At 39.1% G+C, this 18,456-nt stretch carries 14 protein-coding genes and 1 pseudogene; 9 read left to right on the forward strand and 6 right to left on the reverse strand.

Features of this window, described 5'->3' with window-relative positions; genetic code table 11:
- Positions 1-130 precede the first annotated feature (130 nt).
- Entirely contained in the window at positions 131-1,135 is a 1,005-nt protein-coding gene (locus tag GQR53_RS14905; protein ID WP_165744354.1) for a LacI family DNA-binding transcriptional regulator, read from the forward strand.
- Positions 1,136-1,198: 63 nt separating this feature from the next.
- On the opposite strand, the gene GQR53_RS14910 is transcribed toward GQR53_RS14905, so the two are convergent.
- Positions 1,199-1,813 (reverse strand): DUF2987 domain-containing protein, encoded by a 615-nt coding sequence (locus tag GQR53_RS14910; RefSeq protein WP_165744367.1) that lies wholly within the window; start codon positions 1,811-1,813, stop codon positions 1,199-1,201.
- 46 nt (positions 1,814-1,859) lie between these two features.
- Positions 1,860-2,666 carry a glucosaminidase domain-containing protein gene (locus GQR53_RS14915; RefSeq protein WP_165744355.1) on the reverse strand — a complete coding sequence of 269 codons (807 nt, stop codon included), beginning with the start codon at positions 2,664-2,666 and terminating at the stop codon, positions 1,860-1,862.
- 248 nt (positions 2,667-2,914) lie between these two features.
- On the opposite strand from GQR53_RS14915, the gene GQR53_RS14920 reads away from it, so the two are divergent.
- Positions 2,915-4,207, forward strand: coding sequence for an anti-phage deoxyguanosine triphosphatase (locus tag GQR53_RS14920; protein ID WP_165744356.1), 1,293 nt, complete (start codon positions 2,915-2,917; stop codon positions 4,205-4,207).
- Between the two features lie 104 nt (positions 4,208-4,311).
- Here the strand turns inward: GQR53_RS14920 and GQR53_RS14925 are convergent, their stop codons facing one another.
- Positions 4,312-6,468 carry a prolyl oligopeptidase family serine peptidase gene (locus GQR53_RS14925; protein ID WP_165744357.1) on the reverse strand — a complete coding sequence of 719 codons (2,157 nt, stop codon included), beginning with the start codon at positions 6,466-6,468 and terminating at the stop codon, positions 4,312-4,314.
- 163 nt (positions 6,469-6,631) lie between these two features.
- Between GQR53_RS14925 and GQR53_RS14930 the strand changes: the two genes are divergently transcribed.
- Entirely contained in the window at positions 6,632-6,946 is a 315-nt protein-coding gene (locus tag GQR53_RS14930; RefSeq protein WP_165744358.1) for a DUF962 domain-containing protein, read from the forward strand.
- Between the two features lie 668 nt (positions 6,947-7,614).
- The gene (locus GQR53_RS14935; protein ID WP_165744359.1) at positions 7,615-10,185 is read left to right on the forward strand and encodes a TonB-dependent receptor; all 2,571 of its coding nucleotides are present in this window, start codon (positions 7,615-7,617) and stop codon (positions 10,183-10,185) included.
- A gap of 81 nt (positions 10,186-10,266) precedes the next feature.
- On the opposite strand, the gene GQR53_RS14940 is transcribed toward GQR53_RS14935, so the two are convergent.
- The 3 genes and pseudogenes from GQR53_RS14940 to GQR53_RS14950 form a co-directional block, all read right to left on the reverse strand.
- On the reverse strand, positions 10,267-11,268 hold the full coding sequence (locus GQR53_RS14940; protein ID WP_346774396.1) for a branched-chain amino acid aminotransferase: 1,002 nt from the start codon (positions 11,266-11,268) through the stop codon (positions 10,267-10,269).
- 191 nt (positions 11,269-11,459) lie between these two features.
- Positions 11,460-12,511 (reverse strand): annotated as a pseudogene (locus tag GQR53_RS14945) (acyl-CoA desaturase).
- On the reverse strand, positions 12,508-13,542 hold the full coding sequence (locus GQR53_RS14950; RefSeq protein ID WP_165744361.1) for an iron-sulfur cluster-binding domain-containing protein: 1,035 nt from the start codon (positions 13,540-13,542) through the stop codon (positions 12,508-12,510). The pseudogene GQR53_RS14945 and the gene GQR53_RS14950 overlap by 4 nt, the downstream one beginning before the upstream one ends.
- Before the next feature lie 239 nt (positions 13,543-13,781).
- Between GQR53_RS14950 and GQR53_RS14955 the strand changes: the two genes are divergently transcribed.
- The 5 genes from GQR53_RS14955 to GQR53_RS14975 all read left to right on the forward strand — a co-directional run bounded on the left by GQR53_RS14955 (position 13,782) and on the right by GQR53_RS14975 (position 18,416).
- Positions 13,782-14,957 carry a PQQ-dependent sugar dehydrogenase gene (locus tag GQR53_RS14955; protein ID WP_165744362.1) on the forward strand — a complete coding sequence of 392 codons (1,176 nt, stop codon included), beginning with the start codon at positions 13,782-13,784 and terminating at the stop codon, positions 14,955-14,957.
- A gap of 159 nt (positions 14,958-15,116) precedes the next feature.
- On the forward strand, positions 15,117-15,296 hold the full coding sequence (locus GQR53_RS14960) for a DUF6435 family protein (protein WP_007375469.1): 180 nt from the start codon (positions 15,117-15,119) through the stop codon (positions 15,294-15,296).
- Between the two features lie 769 nt (positions 15,297-16,065).
- On the forward strand, positions 16,066-16,701 hold the full coding sequence (locus tag GQR53_RS14965) for a DUF4145 domain-containing protein (protein WP_165744363.1): 636 nt from the start codon (positions 16,066-16,068) through the stop codon (positions 16,699-16,701).
- Positions 16,702-16,957: 256 nt separating this feature from the next.
- Positions 16,958-17,482 (forward strand): hypothetical protein, encoded by a 525-nt coding sequence (locus tag GQR53_RS14970; protein WP_165744364.1) that lies wholly within the window; start codon positions 16,958-16,960, stop codon positions 17,480-17,482.
- Positions 17,483-17,576: 94 nt separating this feature from the next.
- A complete protein-coding gene (locus GQR53_RS14975) occupies positions 17,577-18,416 on the forward strand; it encodes a hypothetical protein (protein WP_165744365.1) in 840 nt (279 codons plus the stop codon).
- The last annotated feature ends 40 nt before the right edge of the window (positions 18,417-18,456 follow it).

The following is an 18,456-nucleotide window of genomic DNA, read 5'->3' on the forward strand; positions in this document are numbered from 1 at the left end:
TTGCTCGGTTTTTACTTAGCCCACTAGGTTACAAACCTCGCGCCGCGATTAAATAGCCCCTAGTTTGAACAAATTTTAATCCACAAAGATCAACAGACCCTAGTTAAGGATAAGCGAGTGAACAAATAACATGGCAACAATTTATCAAGTCTCAGAGCTTGCGGGCGTATCGTTAGCCACCGTTTCTCGCGTGATGAACAAAAATACCCGTGTAAGCGATAAAACCAAAAAAAAAGTGCTTGATGCCATGGAGCAGCTTGGCTACAAGCCTAACTCAATAGCGCAATCTTTAGCCTCTAACTGTACTAACAGTGTCGGTATTTTAGTATCTGAGTTACATGGTCCTTTCTTTGCCCAAATGATGGCAGGTATTGAATCGGAGCTTCGAGCTGCGGGTAAACACGTTATTATTACCACCGGCCACAGTGAAGAAGACAAAGAACAAGAAGGCATTGAGTTTTTAATTAGCAGACGCTGCGATGCTATTATTTTGCACGTAGAAGCCGTTTCAGACGACTACCTAATAAAACTAAGTAAAGGCTCTACGCCCGTTTATTTAATGAGCCGTTACGTAGAGCAATTAAAAGATAACTGTATCAGCCTAGATAATCAATTAGGTGGCTACCTAGCCACTAAATCGATATTAAATCACGGCCATACACAAATAGCGTACATTGCAGGTCCGCAGTTTAAAGCCGATGCTTTTAACCGCTTAGAGGGTCATAAACAAGCACTCACAGAGGCTGGTATTAAATTTGATCCTGCGCTTTATTACATTGGGGACTTTAACGAAACCGGTGGTAGTAAAGGCTTAAAACATTTTATTGATGAAAAGCTCAGCTTTACTGCACTAGTGTGCGCCAATGACGAAATGGCGTCTGGTGCTATGAAATATGCTCGAGAGCACGGTTATAATTTACCAAACGATTTATCGATTGTTGGATTTGATAACGTTATTTTTGCAAACTATCTGTACCCTACACTCACGACCATAGATAATCCTGTCGGAAAAATGGGCGAAATGGCTGCTAAATTAGTGCTTAAAGATGTCTATCAAAATAAAAATCTTGTTATAAATCGCTTTTTTGAACCTACTTTAATGCAGCGCGATTCATCGGCACCACTTATTAAATAAAGACTAAAAGCGAATACTAATTTTGGTACAAAAAAGCGGCTAAATGCCGCTTTTGTATGTGAGCTACTTAACAATCCAAGGCGTTACTTTAATAACCTGCGATATATCGCCAAGTGATGCGGTATCATCTTCCCAGTTATCTTCAACTGCAAAATAACACACAGACTTTTCGCACGTTATGCTCTTATCATCAAATTGCATTGGGCTTTTAAATGTAACCGCCACGCCCTTTTGCTCTGGTAATAAAAACCACATTAATTTACTTACAAAAAAGCCCGACAAGTCAGTTAACAACTCATCAAGTTCTTCGTTAATGGTATATAACGACTGCTTTGAAAACGTTAAATCTTCAAGTTCGTTTGCTTCTATTTGAAGTTTTAATTGGCAATCATGATCTGGATTTTGTGGCTGCACCACAATAACAGCTTTATCTGTATCAAGTTGCTTATCGAACGGTAATAGTAATTGTGCTTTATCTGTAAAGTTAAGTGGGTACTCGTTCTTTTCAGTTAAAATAGTGCCGCTTTTAATGGCACACGCTTCGTTAGTTGCTATATCACTTATATAAAAATTAACTCGCGCATATTGAAAGTCGCCTTTGTTAACAACTTTTAATCGGTCATAAAAACCGTCATACGACATAACAAATTCTCTAGCATTAACATTAAATGCACTCATGCCCAGCAGCACTAACGCAATGGCGTTGGTGCAATTAAAAATGTATTTATTCATCAAAGTAGGCTCTATTTTGGCTAATCATCGTGTTTAGCTCTTCTATATACGCTTCACCGCGCTCAGAGTAAGACATTAAACCATGTGTAAGTTCAGTCGCTAAAATTGGTTTTTGCTCAAGACGTAAGTTTTCACGTATTGCGCGCAAATCTTTATAAGCAGGATGCGTATTTATGTTTTTAAAATAAGAGTTTATAGCAGCTCTTACCGATTTAAACGCAGCAACTTCGTGTGCAGCTTCAGTATTACGGCGTTTTGGTACCATGCCACAACCTTTTGTGTAACACCACTGACCAAAAAAGTTAAGGCCAATACGTGCAAAACGCGATGTGCCCCACGCAGATTCATTTGCAGCTTGCATAAGCGCTAATTCTTTAGGAATTATATCAACACGGCGTAGTGCTTGCGTAAGTATTAGCGTATCAATGCTGGTTGGTAAGCCGTACGACTTTAATATTGCTGCAATATCTTTGCTTTGCTTTTTTTCTAAAGGTAATTCGTTTTGTAGCATCATGCGTGCTATTTCAAGCTTAGCGCGTTGCTGTAATATTTTTTTGTTTTCGGCTTCAACGTGCGGACGAATAAAGCTAAAAAATGCATGTTTTTTTTCTTTAACATCACTAAATTCTGAAAACTTTGGCAGTTTTACATTATGTAATGGTTTTTCTTTTTTCTTCACTTTTTTTGGTTGTTCTGACGTTTGTTCATTTAGCTCAACATCATCATTTTGTATAAACGGATATGCAAGCGCCCATACAAAAAACACGGTTAGTAAAAGCTTAAAAATCGTTTTTAACATGTATTCTCTCTTTGAAACAACAACTATGCATGGTTAATACACAAGCATACGAAGGCGCATTATACCTAAGCCACTTTATAAACGCGAATAACTGGGGTTTGATGACCTTTTACGGTTGAATTTTCAGCAATGTATTTGGGTTTTAGATAAAACAGAGCCTATGTAATGCATTTGTTCATTCGCAATTTATAAGTCCATGGGTATACTGAGCAAAGTTTAATAATATTAACTATGTGTGAGTAAGCAGTATGGATAAACAATGGCAAAGCCGAATAATAGAGCAATATAAACATCGTCCTAACGATAACCGCTCGCCATGGCAGGTCGACCGTTCGCGTATTATTCATGCCGCAGCATTTAGGCGTTTGCAAGCTAAAACCCAAATTATGGGTATTGGCCTAAACGACTTTTACCGCACTCGCCTTACCCACTCTTTAGAAGTATCGCAAATTGGTACCGGCATATTGCGCCATTTAAAAGCGCAACATAGCGACTTTACGCACTTTCCATCAACTGGACTGCTCGAAACACTGTGTTTAGCGCACGATATTGGCCATCCACCCTTCGGCCACGGTGGCGAAATAGCGCTAAATTACATGATGCGCGATCACGGTGGTTTTGAAGGTAACGCACAAACACTGCGCATAGTTGCAAAACTTGAGCCCTACAGTAATGGCCACGGCATGAACCTAACTCGTCGTACTTTATTAGGTTTTATAAAATACCCCGCGTTTATTAATACGCTTTGGCATACCATTCCCGATGCCACAACCGGTCGTGCATTTATTAAAGCTGATGATTGGCGACCTGCCAAAGGGTTGTACAACGACGATGCAGCCATATTCAATTGGATAGTAGAACCACTGAGTCAAAACGATAAAACGTTGCTGGGTAACCATGCCGCTATTGATAAGTACCGCGCTAAAACAACGTATAAATCGCTCGATAGCGCAATAATGGAACATGCCGACGATATAGCATACGCCGTACACGACTTAGAAGATGCCATTGCAACCCATGTACTTACGCTAGACGATTGGCAAACTCATGCTCTACCTCATTTAAAAGCACTAAATTTTGACTGGTTAAACACCATGCTTGAGTCGCTCACGAAGCGTTTGTTTTCAAAAAATGATTATGAGCGAAAAGATGCCATAGGTGAGCTGGTTAATACCTTTATTATTCATATACATTTAGATATACAAAACGATGACTTTGAATGCCCTATTTTAAAGTACACCGCTAAATTAGATGCCCAATACGACAGTGTATTGCAAATACTTAAGCATTTTGTGTTTCAACGTTTAATACGCGACCCCGAAATGCAGCAAATAGAATTCAAAGGTCAAAACTTACTAATAGAGTTATTTACCGCGTTTGCTAGCGATCCGCTGCGTTTATTGCCCGAAACAACACAAGCACAATACATCGAAGCGCAAAAGCAAAACCAAGGTATGCGTATAATTTGCGATTATTTGAGCGGAATGACCGACGAATACGCTTATAAAACGTATCAACGATTGTTTTCACCTATGCAGTAGCTGAATGCTAACTGCTAACTGCTAACATTAAAAAGGCCGAGTAAATCAAATTTACTCGGCCTTTTTGCTCAGCTATTAAAGTTAGCTATTTAGTTAAAGCGCTTTTATAACGACTCTACGCCCATGTTGTATAACGTAAAACCAAATATATCAGCGTACTGCTCAATTGTTTTACTCGTTGGAGTACCTGCACCATGCCCCGCATTGGTTTCTATGCGAATAAGCGTTGGGTTATTACCTGTTTGCTTTGCTTGAAGCTCAGCGGCAAACTTAAACGAATGCGAAGGAACAACGCGGTCATCATGATCGCCGGTTGTAATCATAGTCGCTGGATACTCAACACCTGCTTTTACATTATGAAGTGGTGAATAACCTTTTATGTATTCAAACATTTCTTTGCTTTGCTCACTGGTGCCGTAGTCGTATGCCCAACCAGCACCCGCAGTAAATGTATGGTAGCGCAGCATATCAAGTACACCTACAGCAGGTAGAGCCACCTGAAATAAGTCTGGGCGCTGAGTCATTACTGCGCCAACTAACAAACCACCATTAGATCCACCGCGAAGTGCTAAACGCTTTTTAGACGTGTACTTTTTATCTTTTAAATACTCAGCAGCCGCAATAAAGTCGTCAAACACATTTTGCTTTTGCAATTTAGTGCCGGCATTGTGCCAGTCTTTACCGTACTCACCACCACCGCGAATATTAGCAACGGCGTACACACCACCTTGCTCAAGCCATACTGCATTAACGGGGCTAAAGCTTGGCGTTAAACTAATATTAAAACCACCGTAACCGTATAAAATAGTAGGGTTTGAACCATCAAGCTTAATGCCTGTTTTATAGGTAATTACCATCGGTATTTTAGTGCCGTCTTTTGATGTGTAAAACACTTGCTCAGACGTGTAATCATCACTATTAAAATCAATAGCCGACTTACGATAAACACCCGATTCACCCGTAGTTACATCAAACGTATAAGTAGTACCTGGTGTTTTGTAGTTAGTGAACGAATAATAAAGCGTTGTTTGATCTTTTTTACCGCTAAAACCACGTGCAGTACCCACGCCTGGTAATGTAATTTCGCGAATTAACTCACCTTTTTTGTTGTACTGTTTTACCTGCGAAATCGCATCAACCATGTAGTTGGCAAAAAAGGTATCGCCACCTTTTGTAAGATTTAGTACGTTTTTGGTTTCTGGAATTAAATCAACCCAATTTTCAGGGCTTGGGTTACTTGCATCAACCGTCACTACTTTCTTGTTTGGTGCATTAAGGTTAGTAACTAAAAACAGCATGCTGCCTTCGTTATCAATAACCGATGTATCTGAATCAGTATTTCCAACAACCGTTACAAACTCACTGTTTTCTTTTGTTAAATCTTTAATAAACAGCTTATTGCCTGACGTAGACGTACTTGCCGAAATAAGTAGGTAGCGGCCGTCATGAGTTACATCCGCGCCTACATAGCGATGTTTTTGCTCATCAGTTTCACCAAATACAACACTATCAGCAGATTGTGCAGTACCTAGCTTATGGTAATACGCTTTATGCTGATCTGTTTTAGCCGAAAGCTCACTGCCTTTAGGTTTTTCGTAACTTGAATAATAAAAACCTTCGTTGCCTAACCAATCAATGCCACTAAATTTAACGTCAACAAGCGCTTCTTCAACTTGCTCTTTAGTATGTGCATCAATAACTATAATTTTACGCCAATCGCTACCACCTTCAGATATTTGATACGCGAGCAATGAGCCATCTTTTGAAAACGATAAACCCGACATAGACGTCGTACCATCGTCACTAAACTTGTTTGGATCTAAAAATACTTCTACGTCGCCGCCATCTTTACTGCGATACAAAACATATTGATTTTGCAGGCCATCGTTTTTATAAAAATAGGTGTAATCGCCTTCAGTAAAAGGAGGACCTATTTTTTCGTAGTTCATTAGTTTTTCAAGGCGCTGCTTTAACTTATCGCGATAAGGTATTTGTTCTAAATAAGAAAACGTTAAATTGTTTTGCGTTTTAACCCAATCGGCAGTTTCATCGCTCATATCATCTTCAAGCCAACGATATGGGTCGCTAACGGCTTCTTCAAAGTAGGTATCTACGACATCGCCTTTTTTTGTTTCTGGGTATATAACTGCGTTAACTTGCTTCATAGGTGCTTTTACTTCTTCTTGAGTTACCGTATTAGTTGGCTCTGAACAGCCGCTAAGCGCTACAATTACAGCACATGCTAGAGTGTGTTTAAACATCCTGAGTTCCATTCTTATTTATTAATAGTGCGACTAAGTTATTAACTTTTAGCCCTTTTGTCTATTTAGATGCGTTAAGCGTCATTTATCGCTGTAAACAAATGTAAACTTACGCTTTAATAGCACGACCCTCATAAAATAAAAAACAATAAAAGAGCACACAATGCAAAGTACAAACCCCACATTTAAAAGCTTTAAAGCCTTCTATCCTTATTATTTAAAAGAGCACCGCAACGTGACTTGCCGTCGCTTACATTTTGTAGGAAGTACACTTGTTCTTGCTGTAATCGCAATAGCATTATTAAAACAACACTACAGTTTATTGTGGCTATTACCTGTTATTGGATATGGGTTTGCGTGGATCGGGCATTTCTTTTTTGAAAAAAACCGCCCAGCTACTTTTAAACACCCTTTTTACAGTTTGTGGGGAGATTGGGTAATATTTAAAGATATGCTTATTGGAAAAATTAAATTTTAACACTATTTTTAGCACTCTTTTTTATACCAATTACTTATAAAAACAAAATTGCTTCATGCTTTAAAGTATAGGTTCGATTAAGTAGTACATAATTTATAAACCACTCGTCAAATGTTAATTTAGTTAACATTTAATGGGTGTATTTTTATTTTATATTTTTAAAAATATTTATAGCTCAACAGTTGTTTATTGCCAGCCCAATAAAAATGGCTTCTTACTTGTAATTAGTCATACCCGCCAAGCTCATCTTACCAGTTAATTAAATGTTAAACTTAATTTTTAAATATAATTCATTATCCATCAATTACTTAGCAATTACCTTCCTATATAACTAAAACAATGGCGATTATAAAAAACAATCAAATGTAATTATAAAAACACCTAAATTAATTGAATGTTATTCAATTGACTGGCTTTGTTAATTAAGTATATGTTCAAGGTAACAAAAAAGTTTATACCAATCCGCTTAATTAAGTGATCTATTTTGAGGACGGAAAAACGTGTTGATAGCTAGGCAAAAAATTCGCTATTTAGTTGCTCTAAATGAGAATTTTTTAACGCAGGTAACGGCACGTTTAGCCCCTAAAAATGATTAAGTATTATTGCGGGTTGGTATTAATCTTTTTGTACAAAAATAAAATAATTCAATGGGTATGGGGAAATACAGCATGAATAGAAAACCGTTATTTAAATTACAGCAATCAGTACCACAAATATTACTCGCAATGAGCGCATCAGCTGCACTAGTTGGTTCGCTCTCAGTAAATGCTGTAGAGCAAGAAACCAAAGCAGAAGAAAACATCGAACAAATAAGCGTAATTGGCTCTCGCCGATTAGGCCGTACAGTAGAAGACAGCGCAGTACCCATCGATATAATTGGTGCAGATGCACTTAAAAATTCAGGCTTTACTGAAACGAATGCCCTGCTCAGCAGTTTATTACCTAGCTTTAACTTTCCGCAAGCATCACTTACTGATGGCAGCGACCATGTTCGCCCTGCTCAACTTCGTGGTTTAGCACCTGATCACACTTTAGTGCTTGTTAATGGTAAGCGTCGCCATAGCAATGCATTACTTAACTTAAATGGCTCAACGGGTCGTGGTTCATCATCAGTTGATTTAAATGCTATTCCAGCAAATGCTATCGACCGCATTGAAGTATTACGTGATGGTGCAGCAGCCCAATATGGCTCTGATGCTATAGCCGGTGTTATTAATATTGTGCTTAAAAGTGCCAGCAGCGGTGGCTCAGTGGCGGCTATATATGGTGCTAACGTAACCGAAATGGACGGTGTACCACAGCTTGAGTCTGTATCTGAAGGCAGTGATGGTAATTTAGCCTTTACCGAAGGGGGCGATCGCTCTTTAACAGACGGCCAAACACTAACGCTGCAAGGTAATATGGGTTTTGAACTTGGCGATAATGGCTTTTTAAACATTTCAACAGAATACCGCGACCGCCATTCAACTAACCGCTCTGACTACGATAACCGTGAAAACTACGCACGATTAGATGATGGCTCTCTCGACCCACGTGAACTTACCGTAAATCGATATAACCATAACTTTGGTAATGGCGATGTAGAAGACTTTTCAGTGTTTTATAACGCGGGGTATCAATTAACAAACGAAGTAGATTTATATTCGTTTGGCTCTTACAGCAAACGCGAAGGCGAAGGCGGCGGTTTTTATCGCCGTGCAAGCGATAGCCGTAATATAGAAGAAGTTTATCCTGATGGCTTTTTGCCTGTTATCACCTCAGACATAGATGACTTTTCACTGGCACTTGGCGCTAAAGGTTTTGTAAGTGAATGGAATTACGATGTATCGGCCGTATATGGTCAAGATGCATTTGAGTTTGGTGTAATAAATAGCTTGAATACCTCATACGGCCCGACTAGCCAAACAAGCTTTGATGCAGGAACACTTACCTACGATCAACTTACTTTAAACGTTGATTTTAGCCGCGAAGTAGACGTCAGCTTTTTAGAAAGCTCGGTAAGTGTAGCTGTAGGTGCTGAGTATCGCCGCGAAGGATACCAAATAGATGCAGGCGAAGAAGCTTCATATGCACAAGGGTCATTTGGCCCAGGCGGCGAAGTAACCGACCCAGTTGATGGCCCATTTGGCGCAGCGGGCGCACAAGTATTCCCAGGGTTTACACCCGAGTCTGAGGGCGACAATAGCCGCCATAACGTGAGCTTGTATATAGACCTTGAAACCTACCTAACCGACGATTGGAATTTAGCGGTTGCCGCCCGTTATGAAGATTACTCAGACTTTGGCGATACACTTAACGGTAAAGTTGCGACTCGTTATTCATTAACTGAAGACTTAGCGCTGCGCGCCTCTGTATCAACTGGCTTTAGAGCACCCTCTTTGCAGCAACAATACTTTACCTCAGTGGCCACTGTATTTGTTGATGGCGAACCAACCGAAACAGGTACGTTCGCACCAAGCAGCGATGTAGCAAAAGCACTGGGCTCACCTGGTCTTGATGCTGAAGAAGCTACTAACTACGGCGTTGGTTTTACATGGTCTACCGACTTTAATTTCAGCTTATCGGTTGATTACTACCAAATATTAATTGATGACCGCATTGTGTTATCAAACAACTTATCGGGCGATGCTATTGCCGATTTACTTCAAGGCACAGGCGCTAACCAAGGTCGTTTCTTCTTAAATGCAATTGACAGTAAGACCCGTGGTGTGGATGTGGTTGCCTCATATAATGTAGCAACTGATGGTTATGGCGATTTAGCCTTTAACCTAGGTTACAACTACGGTAAAAATGAAGTAACAAATATTATCGACCCACCAGCAGAGCTTCAAGGTGCAGGGTTTGATCAAGACAACTTGTTCTCAGGCACTGAGCTACGTCGTTTTGAAGTAAGCACACCGCGTAATAAGTACAACTTAAGCGCAACATGGACTAACGACGACATACGTACCACGCTTAGAACAACACGTTACGGCGAAACTCAAGACCCTTCAGATATCCCAGAACGTAACGAAGTGCTTAAGCCTAAATGGATAACCGACTTGGATGTCGCCTACTCGCTTAGCGAAAACTTATCGCTGAGCTTAGGGGCTAATAACATTTTTGATGTTTATCCAGATGCAACCCGTGAAAATGTTGACGATGTAACCACCTTCTCACGTTTATTTGCTTACTCTAGCTTCTCGCCGTATGGATTTAACGGACGCTACGTGTACGGTAAAATAGAAATGAAGTTCTAATAAGCAAAGCTTAAAGTAACCAAACACACAAAAGCCACCGATTGGGTGGCTTTTTAATGCGAGTTGCTGATAAATCTATAATTAGATTTTAGTTAACCAGCCGTGTTTGTCTTCACTTTTACCCCATTGAATATCGTTCAATGCTTGGCGAAGGCGCGCAGTAGTTGGGCCTGGCTCGCCAGTACCTACTTTGTATTCTTTGTCGTTATGAATAAACGTACCCACAGCAGTTAGTACAGCTGCAGTGCCCGAAAGCGCCGCTTCAGTACCTGGTTTAGCAGCACGCTCTAATAACTCAGTAACGCTAAAGTTACGCTCGCTTACCGTCATACCTAAATCTTTGGCTATGGTTAAAATACTATTACGCGTTACACCATGTAAAAACGTGCTATCGAGCGCTTTAGTAATAATTTCGTTGCCATCAATAAGTATAAAGTTAGCAGCACCGGTTTCTTGTACGTCGCCACCTGGGCAAAATAAAATTTGGTCTGCCTGATACTTAGTTCGTGCAGCACTAATAGGTGCTAGAGCACTGGCGTAGTTACCACCACTTTTTACCATTCCCATGTGCGGGGCGCAGCGCATGCCATCTTCTTCAAGCAGCACGCGCAGTGCAGTTGCACCACCGGCAAAGTAATCACCTACTGGCGATAGTAACGTGTACAAAAGCGAGCTCATTGATGGCGCTGCTGCTTTACCAATTGCCGCCTCAGTACCAATGTGCGTTGGGCGAATATACATAGAGCCCGGCGGTAAAGGCGTTTCATCTGCGTATTCGCGCATAATATCGATAATCATCGTTTTTAGCATATCGCTGTCAAAACTCGGTAAGCTTAATAGCGCTGAGCTTTGTTGCATGCGTGCAATGTTTGCATCCATTCTAAAAAGATAAACAGAACCATCTTCATGGCGAAAGGCTTTTAAGCCTTCAAAACATGTACTTGAATAATGAAGAACGTGCGCACCAGCATGAAGTTCAAGGTTATCGGAAGGGACAATTGAGCTTTCGCTCCATTTATTATCAGAAAAACGAGCTTGAATCATCTGCGGCATAAACACGGTACCAAATGCGGCCATTTTAATCTCTCTTGTGTGGTCTATTTTCCTCCATTGTATGACAATCACACGCTATTTAACCATAGCTAAAGTAAGGCTTTTTTAATTTACTATGAGAAATTTTTGCAAGTGCTGTTTACTAATTAACCGCACGGGGTGCTATAAACAAAAAAATCGGCTAATGCAGTTACACTAGCCAATTCTTAAAGGTAAATAATTTACTTGAACGAATATCTAATAATACGTTTTAACACTGAGGTATACTGTTTAAAAAAGTTACCTGTATGGTAATCAATACCGTGTTTTTTCAAAACGGCTTGTACTTGAGGTGCAACTTCTTGATAGCGCGAAGACGGCATATCAGGAAATAAGTGATGCTCTATTTGGCAGCTCAAATGCCCCGTTAAAACATGAAACCAATGCGACCCTTTAATATTAGACGAGCCCAGTACTTGGCGATAATACCACTGCCCTTGCGTTTCGTTTACGCAGTCTTCTTGCTTAAAAGTTTGCGTTTCTTCAGTAAAGTGACCACAAAATATTATGGTCGACGTCCATAAATTACGGATTAAGTTTGCCACTAAATTACCCGCAAATACCCATAAAAATAAAGGCCCTGCAAGTAACGGAAATATCGCATAATCTTTAATTAACTGGCGAGCGCCTTTACTAAAAAAGCGTTGCTTTAATGTAGAGTGTGATACAAGCCCTTCGCGGTTTTCTTTCTTTTACCAATAAAAACACGCTCTGCAGCTAGCTCGTGATACGACACACCCCACTGAAATAACACACTTAAATTAATATACGTAAAAAACTGCCATACATTTTTAAAGCGCCACTTAAAATCATCGCTTAAACGCAACAAGCCATAACCAAAGTCTCTGTCTTTACCAATAATATTAGTATAAGTATGGTGCTCAAAGTTATGAACGCGGTGCCAACTTTGTCCATCGCACGCTATGTCCCATTCATAATGCTGTGAGTTAAGTTGCTTGTCGTTCATCCAATCGTATTGACCATGCATTACATTGTGGCCAATTTCCATATTGTCTAAAATTTTAGCAAGTGCTAATAACAACACGCCTGCAACCCATAATAATGGCTGAATAAAACCAAGCATTAGCAAAATTCGCCCGCTCCATTCACACACTCGCTGTTTGCGTACAACAGAGCGAATATAGTCAGCATCTTGTTGGCCAACTTTGCCAAGGGTGTCCATTTTAATGGCATCTAGCTCGTTTGCGAGCATGTCGTAGTTAATGTTTTTCATAATTGTAACTCCAAATCACTAACAGGTTGGCTTACGCAAAGTTGTATTAATTGCTCGCCGTTGTCACTCAATTCACCTGTTTTTAAATTACGTACCACGCCTGACTTTTTAATACATTGGCATTGATGGCAAATACCAATACCGCAACCGCGTTTAACGGGTAGCTTTTTTTCTTCAAACTGAGTCAGTAAAACATCGTTGCCCGATATAACATGGGCACTGGCGTTAATTTTTACATTAAATTGGCTGTCGTCGTTTAAGCTAGGCAACGCTAAACCAAAGGCTTCTTGGTAGTAATTTAGCTTATGCGTTTTAGCAAAATCGCTCACCGTTTGCATAAATGCTGCAGGGCCACAGCAGTAAATATCTGGGTTTTCCCACGGCTTAATATTGCTGGTTATATCGCTTGATTGCTCACGCGTTAATAATAAAAACGAAAAATGCTCAAATTGCGCTGCCAACTCACTTAGCTCATCAACACATTGATGCTCAGTGGCTTTTGCGTAATACACCAACGACACTTTTTGCGTAGTTTGGCTTAAGTAATTATCAAGCATAGGTGTTATACCCGAGCCGCCTGCAATAAAAGTGACTGGCGTGTGTGTATTTTTGAATACAAAGTCGCCACTTGGCGCAGAAATATTACACCACAAACCCGCTTTTAATGCGCTGCTGAGTAAGCCAGTAAAGCGCCCTTGCGCATTTGTTTTGATTAGTAAGCGCACTAAACCTGTATTTTTAAATTGCTGAGCGCTTGAAGCCACGGTAAAAACGCGTGTTAATAATCGCCCATTAATTTCAACCGTTAAACTTATATGCTGCCCTGACGTATGCGCCTGCCATTGTTTGCTTGGCTTAAGTAGCACACTTACAAAACCGCCATCAAGCACAGCTGTACTAACTACTTGCGCCCTAAACTGCCCTGCACGCCACGTAGGTTTAAACACCTGCATTACGGGCTCTATGTAGCCTGCAAAACTTTGATGGTGTAAAAACCATTTTGAAAATTGGTTTAATACTTGAGTCATCATGGTTAAATCTCTATCAAATCTTAATTACTTTGAACTTACACGTGTACGCTCAAATTTTAAGTTTTCAACCCCAATAGAGTAATTATTCAATTTTTATTAGCGCAATTTGCTTAAACAATTTCTGTTAGGAGATAATTTTAAAATATGTAAGTGTGCATTTTTCATTCAACTCAACACTTAACAAATTTATTTATGCCATGATAAGGTTATGTAAGATTGGATTAATTTTGGAAGCCATAATGATAAATTTAATGTCACATAACACACTCCATAAACTAATAAATACGGGCTTAGCCGTTGCTATATTTGCTACTAACGCACCCGCGCATGCAAAAAGCGATTACGTAAAAAACTATAAACAGCTCGATACTTTATCGCTTAGCGTTAACGCAGTAACAGCGGCAGAAGGTGTGGTTATACCATGGGCTATTGAGCCTTTAGCTAATGGTGATTTATTGATATCTGAGCGCAGTGGAGCGTTATTTTTATTACCTAAAAATACCACTAAATTAACTAAGGTCTCTGGGCTTCCTGACATTGACGCTAATGGCCAAGGTGGATTGCTTGATTTAGCACTACACACCGATAGTAAGCAAAACCAATGGCTGTACTTTAGTTACTCAAGTAGTGAAGGCAAAGGAAGCGGAAGTAACACCGCCTTAATGCGCGCCAAGCTAAATAGCGATCATACGCAGTTGTCTGATCAGCAATTGCTATACAAAGGCGAGCATAATAGTACCAAAGGCCAGCACTACGGCAGCCGTATTGTGTTTGATGATGAAGGTTATGTTTATTTTTCAATTGGCGATCGCGGCTCGCGCGACATAAACCCGCAAGATCTCACTCGTGATGGCGGTAAAATTTATCGCTTACACGAAAATGGTAATATCCCAAGTGATAATCCGTTTGTTAAACAAAAAGATGCAAAACATGCAGCATGGTCTTATGGACATCGTAACCCACAAGGCATGTGGTTTAATAATCAAAACAATATTTTATGGTCTCACGAGCACGGACCACGCGGCGGCGATGAACTTAATATAATAAAAAAAGGCGCTAACTACGGATGGCCTTTAGTAAGCTATGGCGTTAACTACAGCGGTACCAAGTTTACCGACCTTAAAGAAAAAGACGGCATGCAATCGCCCGTATTACATTGGACCCCTTCAATTGCCCCTTCCGATATGTTGTATGTAACGAGTGATAAATACCCAAAGCTTAAAGGTAAGCGATTACTAGCATCAATGAAATTTGCATTCATTAGCGCACTAGAGCTCTCAAAAGGTAAGGTTGTTAAGCAATATAAAATACTCGATGGAATTGGCAGAGTACGCAGCTTAGCCCAAGGCAGTGATGGTTTTATTTATTTAGGTATTGATGGGCAAGGTATTAAACGCCTAGAGCCAGAAACGTAAGCATTAGAACCAGAACTAGCACACAGTACGTTAATAATTACACCCTGTTTACTCTGCGCTTTAAAAGCGCAAAGTAAACATTTTCACCAAACAAAGAACTATTAAGCCCATTAATGCGTACACTAACTACATATAATTTAATAAATTAAGAGAATGCTAATGTTTTCATTTTTAAAGCCTGATCCCGTAAAAAAACTGCGTAAAGAATACGACGTAAAACTAGAGCAAGGCATGCAGGCACAAAGAAAAGGCGACATTAAAAGCTTCGCTATGTTAAGTGCAGAAGCAGAAAAAATCTGGAGTGAAATAGAAACTCTAGAGGCTAAAAAAGCCAAATAATACCAATCGTGTTAAGTTATTAGACATTTATAGCGACGGATAAATAAAGTGATAACAAGGCATAAATTTCGACATGTAGTTGTTCTACATGAGAAATTTATAACGCCGTTAACGCTGTATTTAGCACGCTAGAAAAGCTAAATATTTAAGTCGATTGGTATCAGTATACTTAAACTCGTCTGCCCTGTTTTAAAAGTAGGTAGATGCGTTTAGTAAATAATTAATGACCTCGTTTTTACAGCCTCAACCATCCTTAAACCAACTTTTATAATACGCCTACACAAATAAGCGTACTTAAAGCGGTTGCTTACGTTATCGCAGCCATTTTTTACTGGCTGTTAAATGATTTACAAGGTTGGCATCTTACGATTTATTGGTATATCAGCGTCGGAAACAGCAATCCTTACAACAGAGCGAACGAGTTAGCGGGCGAGCCTGCTGAATAGAATCAATGAGTTAACCTGCTGAATTGCTAAGGCTAGTAGCGGCTATGCGAGTGAAAAATATCATTGCTTAGCTGTTAAATATTAGGTTTAATAGAGACATAATAAACGCTGAGTAACGCAGGGATAGCTTAGATACGATATACACGTCAATGAAATTGGCTAGATATCGTTAGGCCATAAAAAGCAAATTCCCATAGCATAAACAATACCAACGCGAACACACCGAGCAGGTAGCGCCTCAGTCCAACAAGCGATTATGCAACACAAACTGCGTATTGCATAAATACTAAAGTGTTAAGTGTTTCTCAACAATGGAGTTGTAAATGAGCAAGTATTATCCCCCAACCTACGAGCAAGAACAGTTCCATTGTTTGCATTGTAGTGTTTATGCAAAACAACATTGGTCAAGTTTGTATAACCATAAATACAATCGAGCTCTAGGAACAGACTTTACTTGCAGTACTTGTTCTCACTGTAACAAGGAGTGTTTTTGGTATAACGAAATTATGATTGTACCTTCGTCTGCTCCTGTCCCACCGCCTCACTTAGATTTACCTGATTCATGTATAGATGATTACAATGAGGCTAGAGATATTGTTGCTAGGTCGCCGCGAGCATCTGCAGCTCTTTTAAGACTCGCTATTCAAAAGCTATTATCTGAGTTAGGTGAAAAAGGTAAAAATATTAACGAAGATATAGGCTCGTTGGTATCAAAAGGATTGCCCGTGGAAGTACAGCAAGCATTAGATTATTGTCGAGTTGTTGGGAATAATGCCGTGCATCCAGGGGAAATAGAAATAAGCGATAAACCAGATATTGCACATAGCCTATTTGAAATGATTAACTTCATTGTAGAAGTGAGGATCTCTCAACCTAAAAAAATAGCCGATTTGTATAATGTTCTTCCTGCTGGAGCGCTAAAGGCAGTAGAAAAACGTGATGGTGTCAAAAACACTTAACAAGCACTTTAAACGGAACAAAAACAGTTGTCTATCGTTCGTTCCTCACAAGGTTATAACCAACAATTCTGTCCGCTTAAGCGGGCGTTGAGGCTGTAGAATTACTCTTTTTTAAGAAAAACAGCTTGTTTTATAGGTTCCAAATGCATTTCCTAATGCTTTAAAAACACTTAGAGTTAATTACAGGAACTCATTTTTAATTGAATTTGGCTGTTGGAGTTATTCTACAACCTCGTTATGCGTATAGGGAATTACTGTGTCTTTCGATAATATTATATTTTTATTTAGTACCTGTTTCATTGTATGGATTATTTCTTATCTATTAAGGCCTTTTTTACCTGATAAATACAATGAAGTTGTTCTAGAGATTGGGCATAGGTTTCTTCTGTTATTAATTTCCATACCAACTGTAGTTAGAAATACGTGGGTTTTTAGTTCTTCGATTATGTACTACTTAGGCATGTTTTCGATATTAGGTTTATTTTTAATTGGTTTGTTTATGTTTCTTTATACATTGCTTTTACAATTTGGTATTCAGTACTCTGAATTTGAACCTATTTATAAAGTGCTGGTTATAGTTGCTGAAAATAAAGCTGCATGGGCAGGAGCTACAATTGTAATAGCAACTACTGTCGCAGTTGGTCACATGTGGAACTTACGTATTAATTCAGCAAAATTTGATGAAGAAATGAAAAAATTTAAAAGAGAAGAACAAGAAGCATTTGAAAAAAAGAGAGAAAACATTAGTAAAAAAGAGTTTAACTCTATATATCCAGGCTAATACTCAAACGAACGCTAAATAGTTGGCTAGCTTCGTTCCTCGAAATTATTTTCGCGCCGCTCAGTAAGGCGCTATAAGCAAAAAGGTGTGTTACTTGAAATATCGTTTAACAATTAATGCCGCAGGTCGATCTCCTGTTTTAGAAATAGACGAAGAAAAGTTTAACTCTATTGTGACCGCGCTTAATCAATTATCTGCTGCAATGGCGATTGAAGAAAAATATGAGTTGTTAATCGGTAATTATTTAGACCTTGAAAAAGAAGTTCTTAATGTGACAGCGGAAGATATTCTTTATAGCTCCTCGGAATATTCTGGGTTTTTCGATATTAGATTGGCCTGTAATAAGCGAATTGTAAACTTATTAACATCAACGAAATTATATATTGATCAAATTCAACAGCATACTAAGATCTGCGTACCTGATTCTTCTAGTAAAGTTAAAGCCTTCTTTTCTAAAGAATACGATGAAAATTTTGAATATAGGTTTATGGAAGCACTTCGTAATTATGTGCAACATAGAGGTCTAGCCGTACATGCTACAAAGCATGGTTCTCGTTGGTTACCTCCTGAAGAAAATCGCTTAATGGAATGCGGTACTAAAATTTTCTCGCATAAAAGTGAACTTGAAAATGATAAAGCTTTTAAAAAAGCAGTCGTAAATGAGATGAATGGTAATGTTGAGTTGATTAGTACAACAAGAAAGTATGTTGAATCGATTAATTATGTTCATATTCAGATAAGAGGTTTAATTGAGGAGAGTGTTAAAAACTCAAGAGAGCTGATTGAAGGTGTCATATCAAGCTATGAAGATTCAAATAATGGGCATAGTCTTGGGTTATGTGCGACTGCTTATGAATCAGGAGAACCGATTGATACAATAATTAAAAGGGTGCAGGTGTTTCTTGATTGGGATAATGTTCGCATTAAGTGGTAGTGTTTAGAAATCTGTGTCATTTCAGTATTATTAAGAAAAC

Source organism: Pseudoalteromonas sp. Z9A6 (assembly GCF_011378805.1).
GTDB classification, from domain to species: Bacteria; Pseudomonadota; Gammaproteobacteria; order Enterobacterales; family Alteromonadaceae; genus Pseudoalteromonas; species Pseudoalteromonas distincta.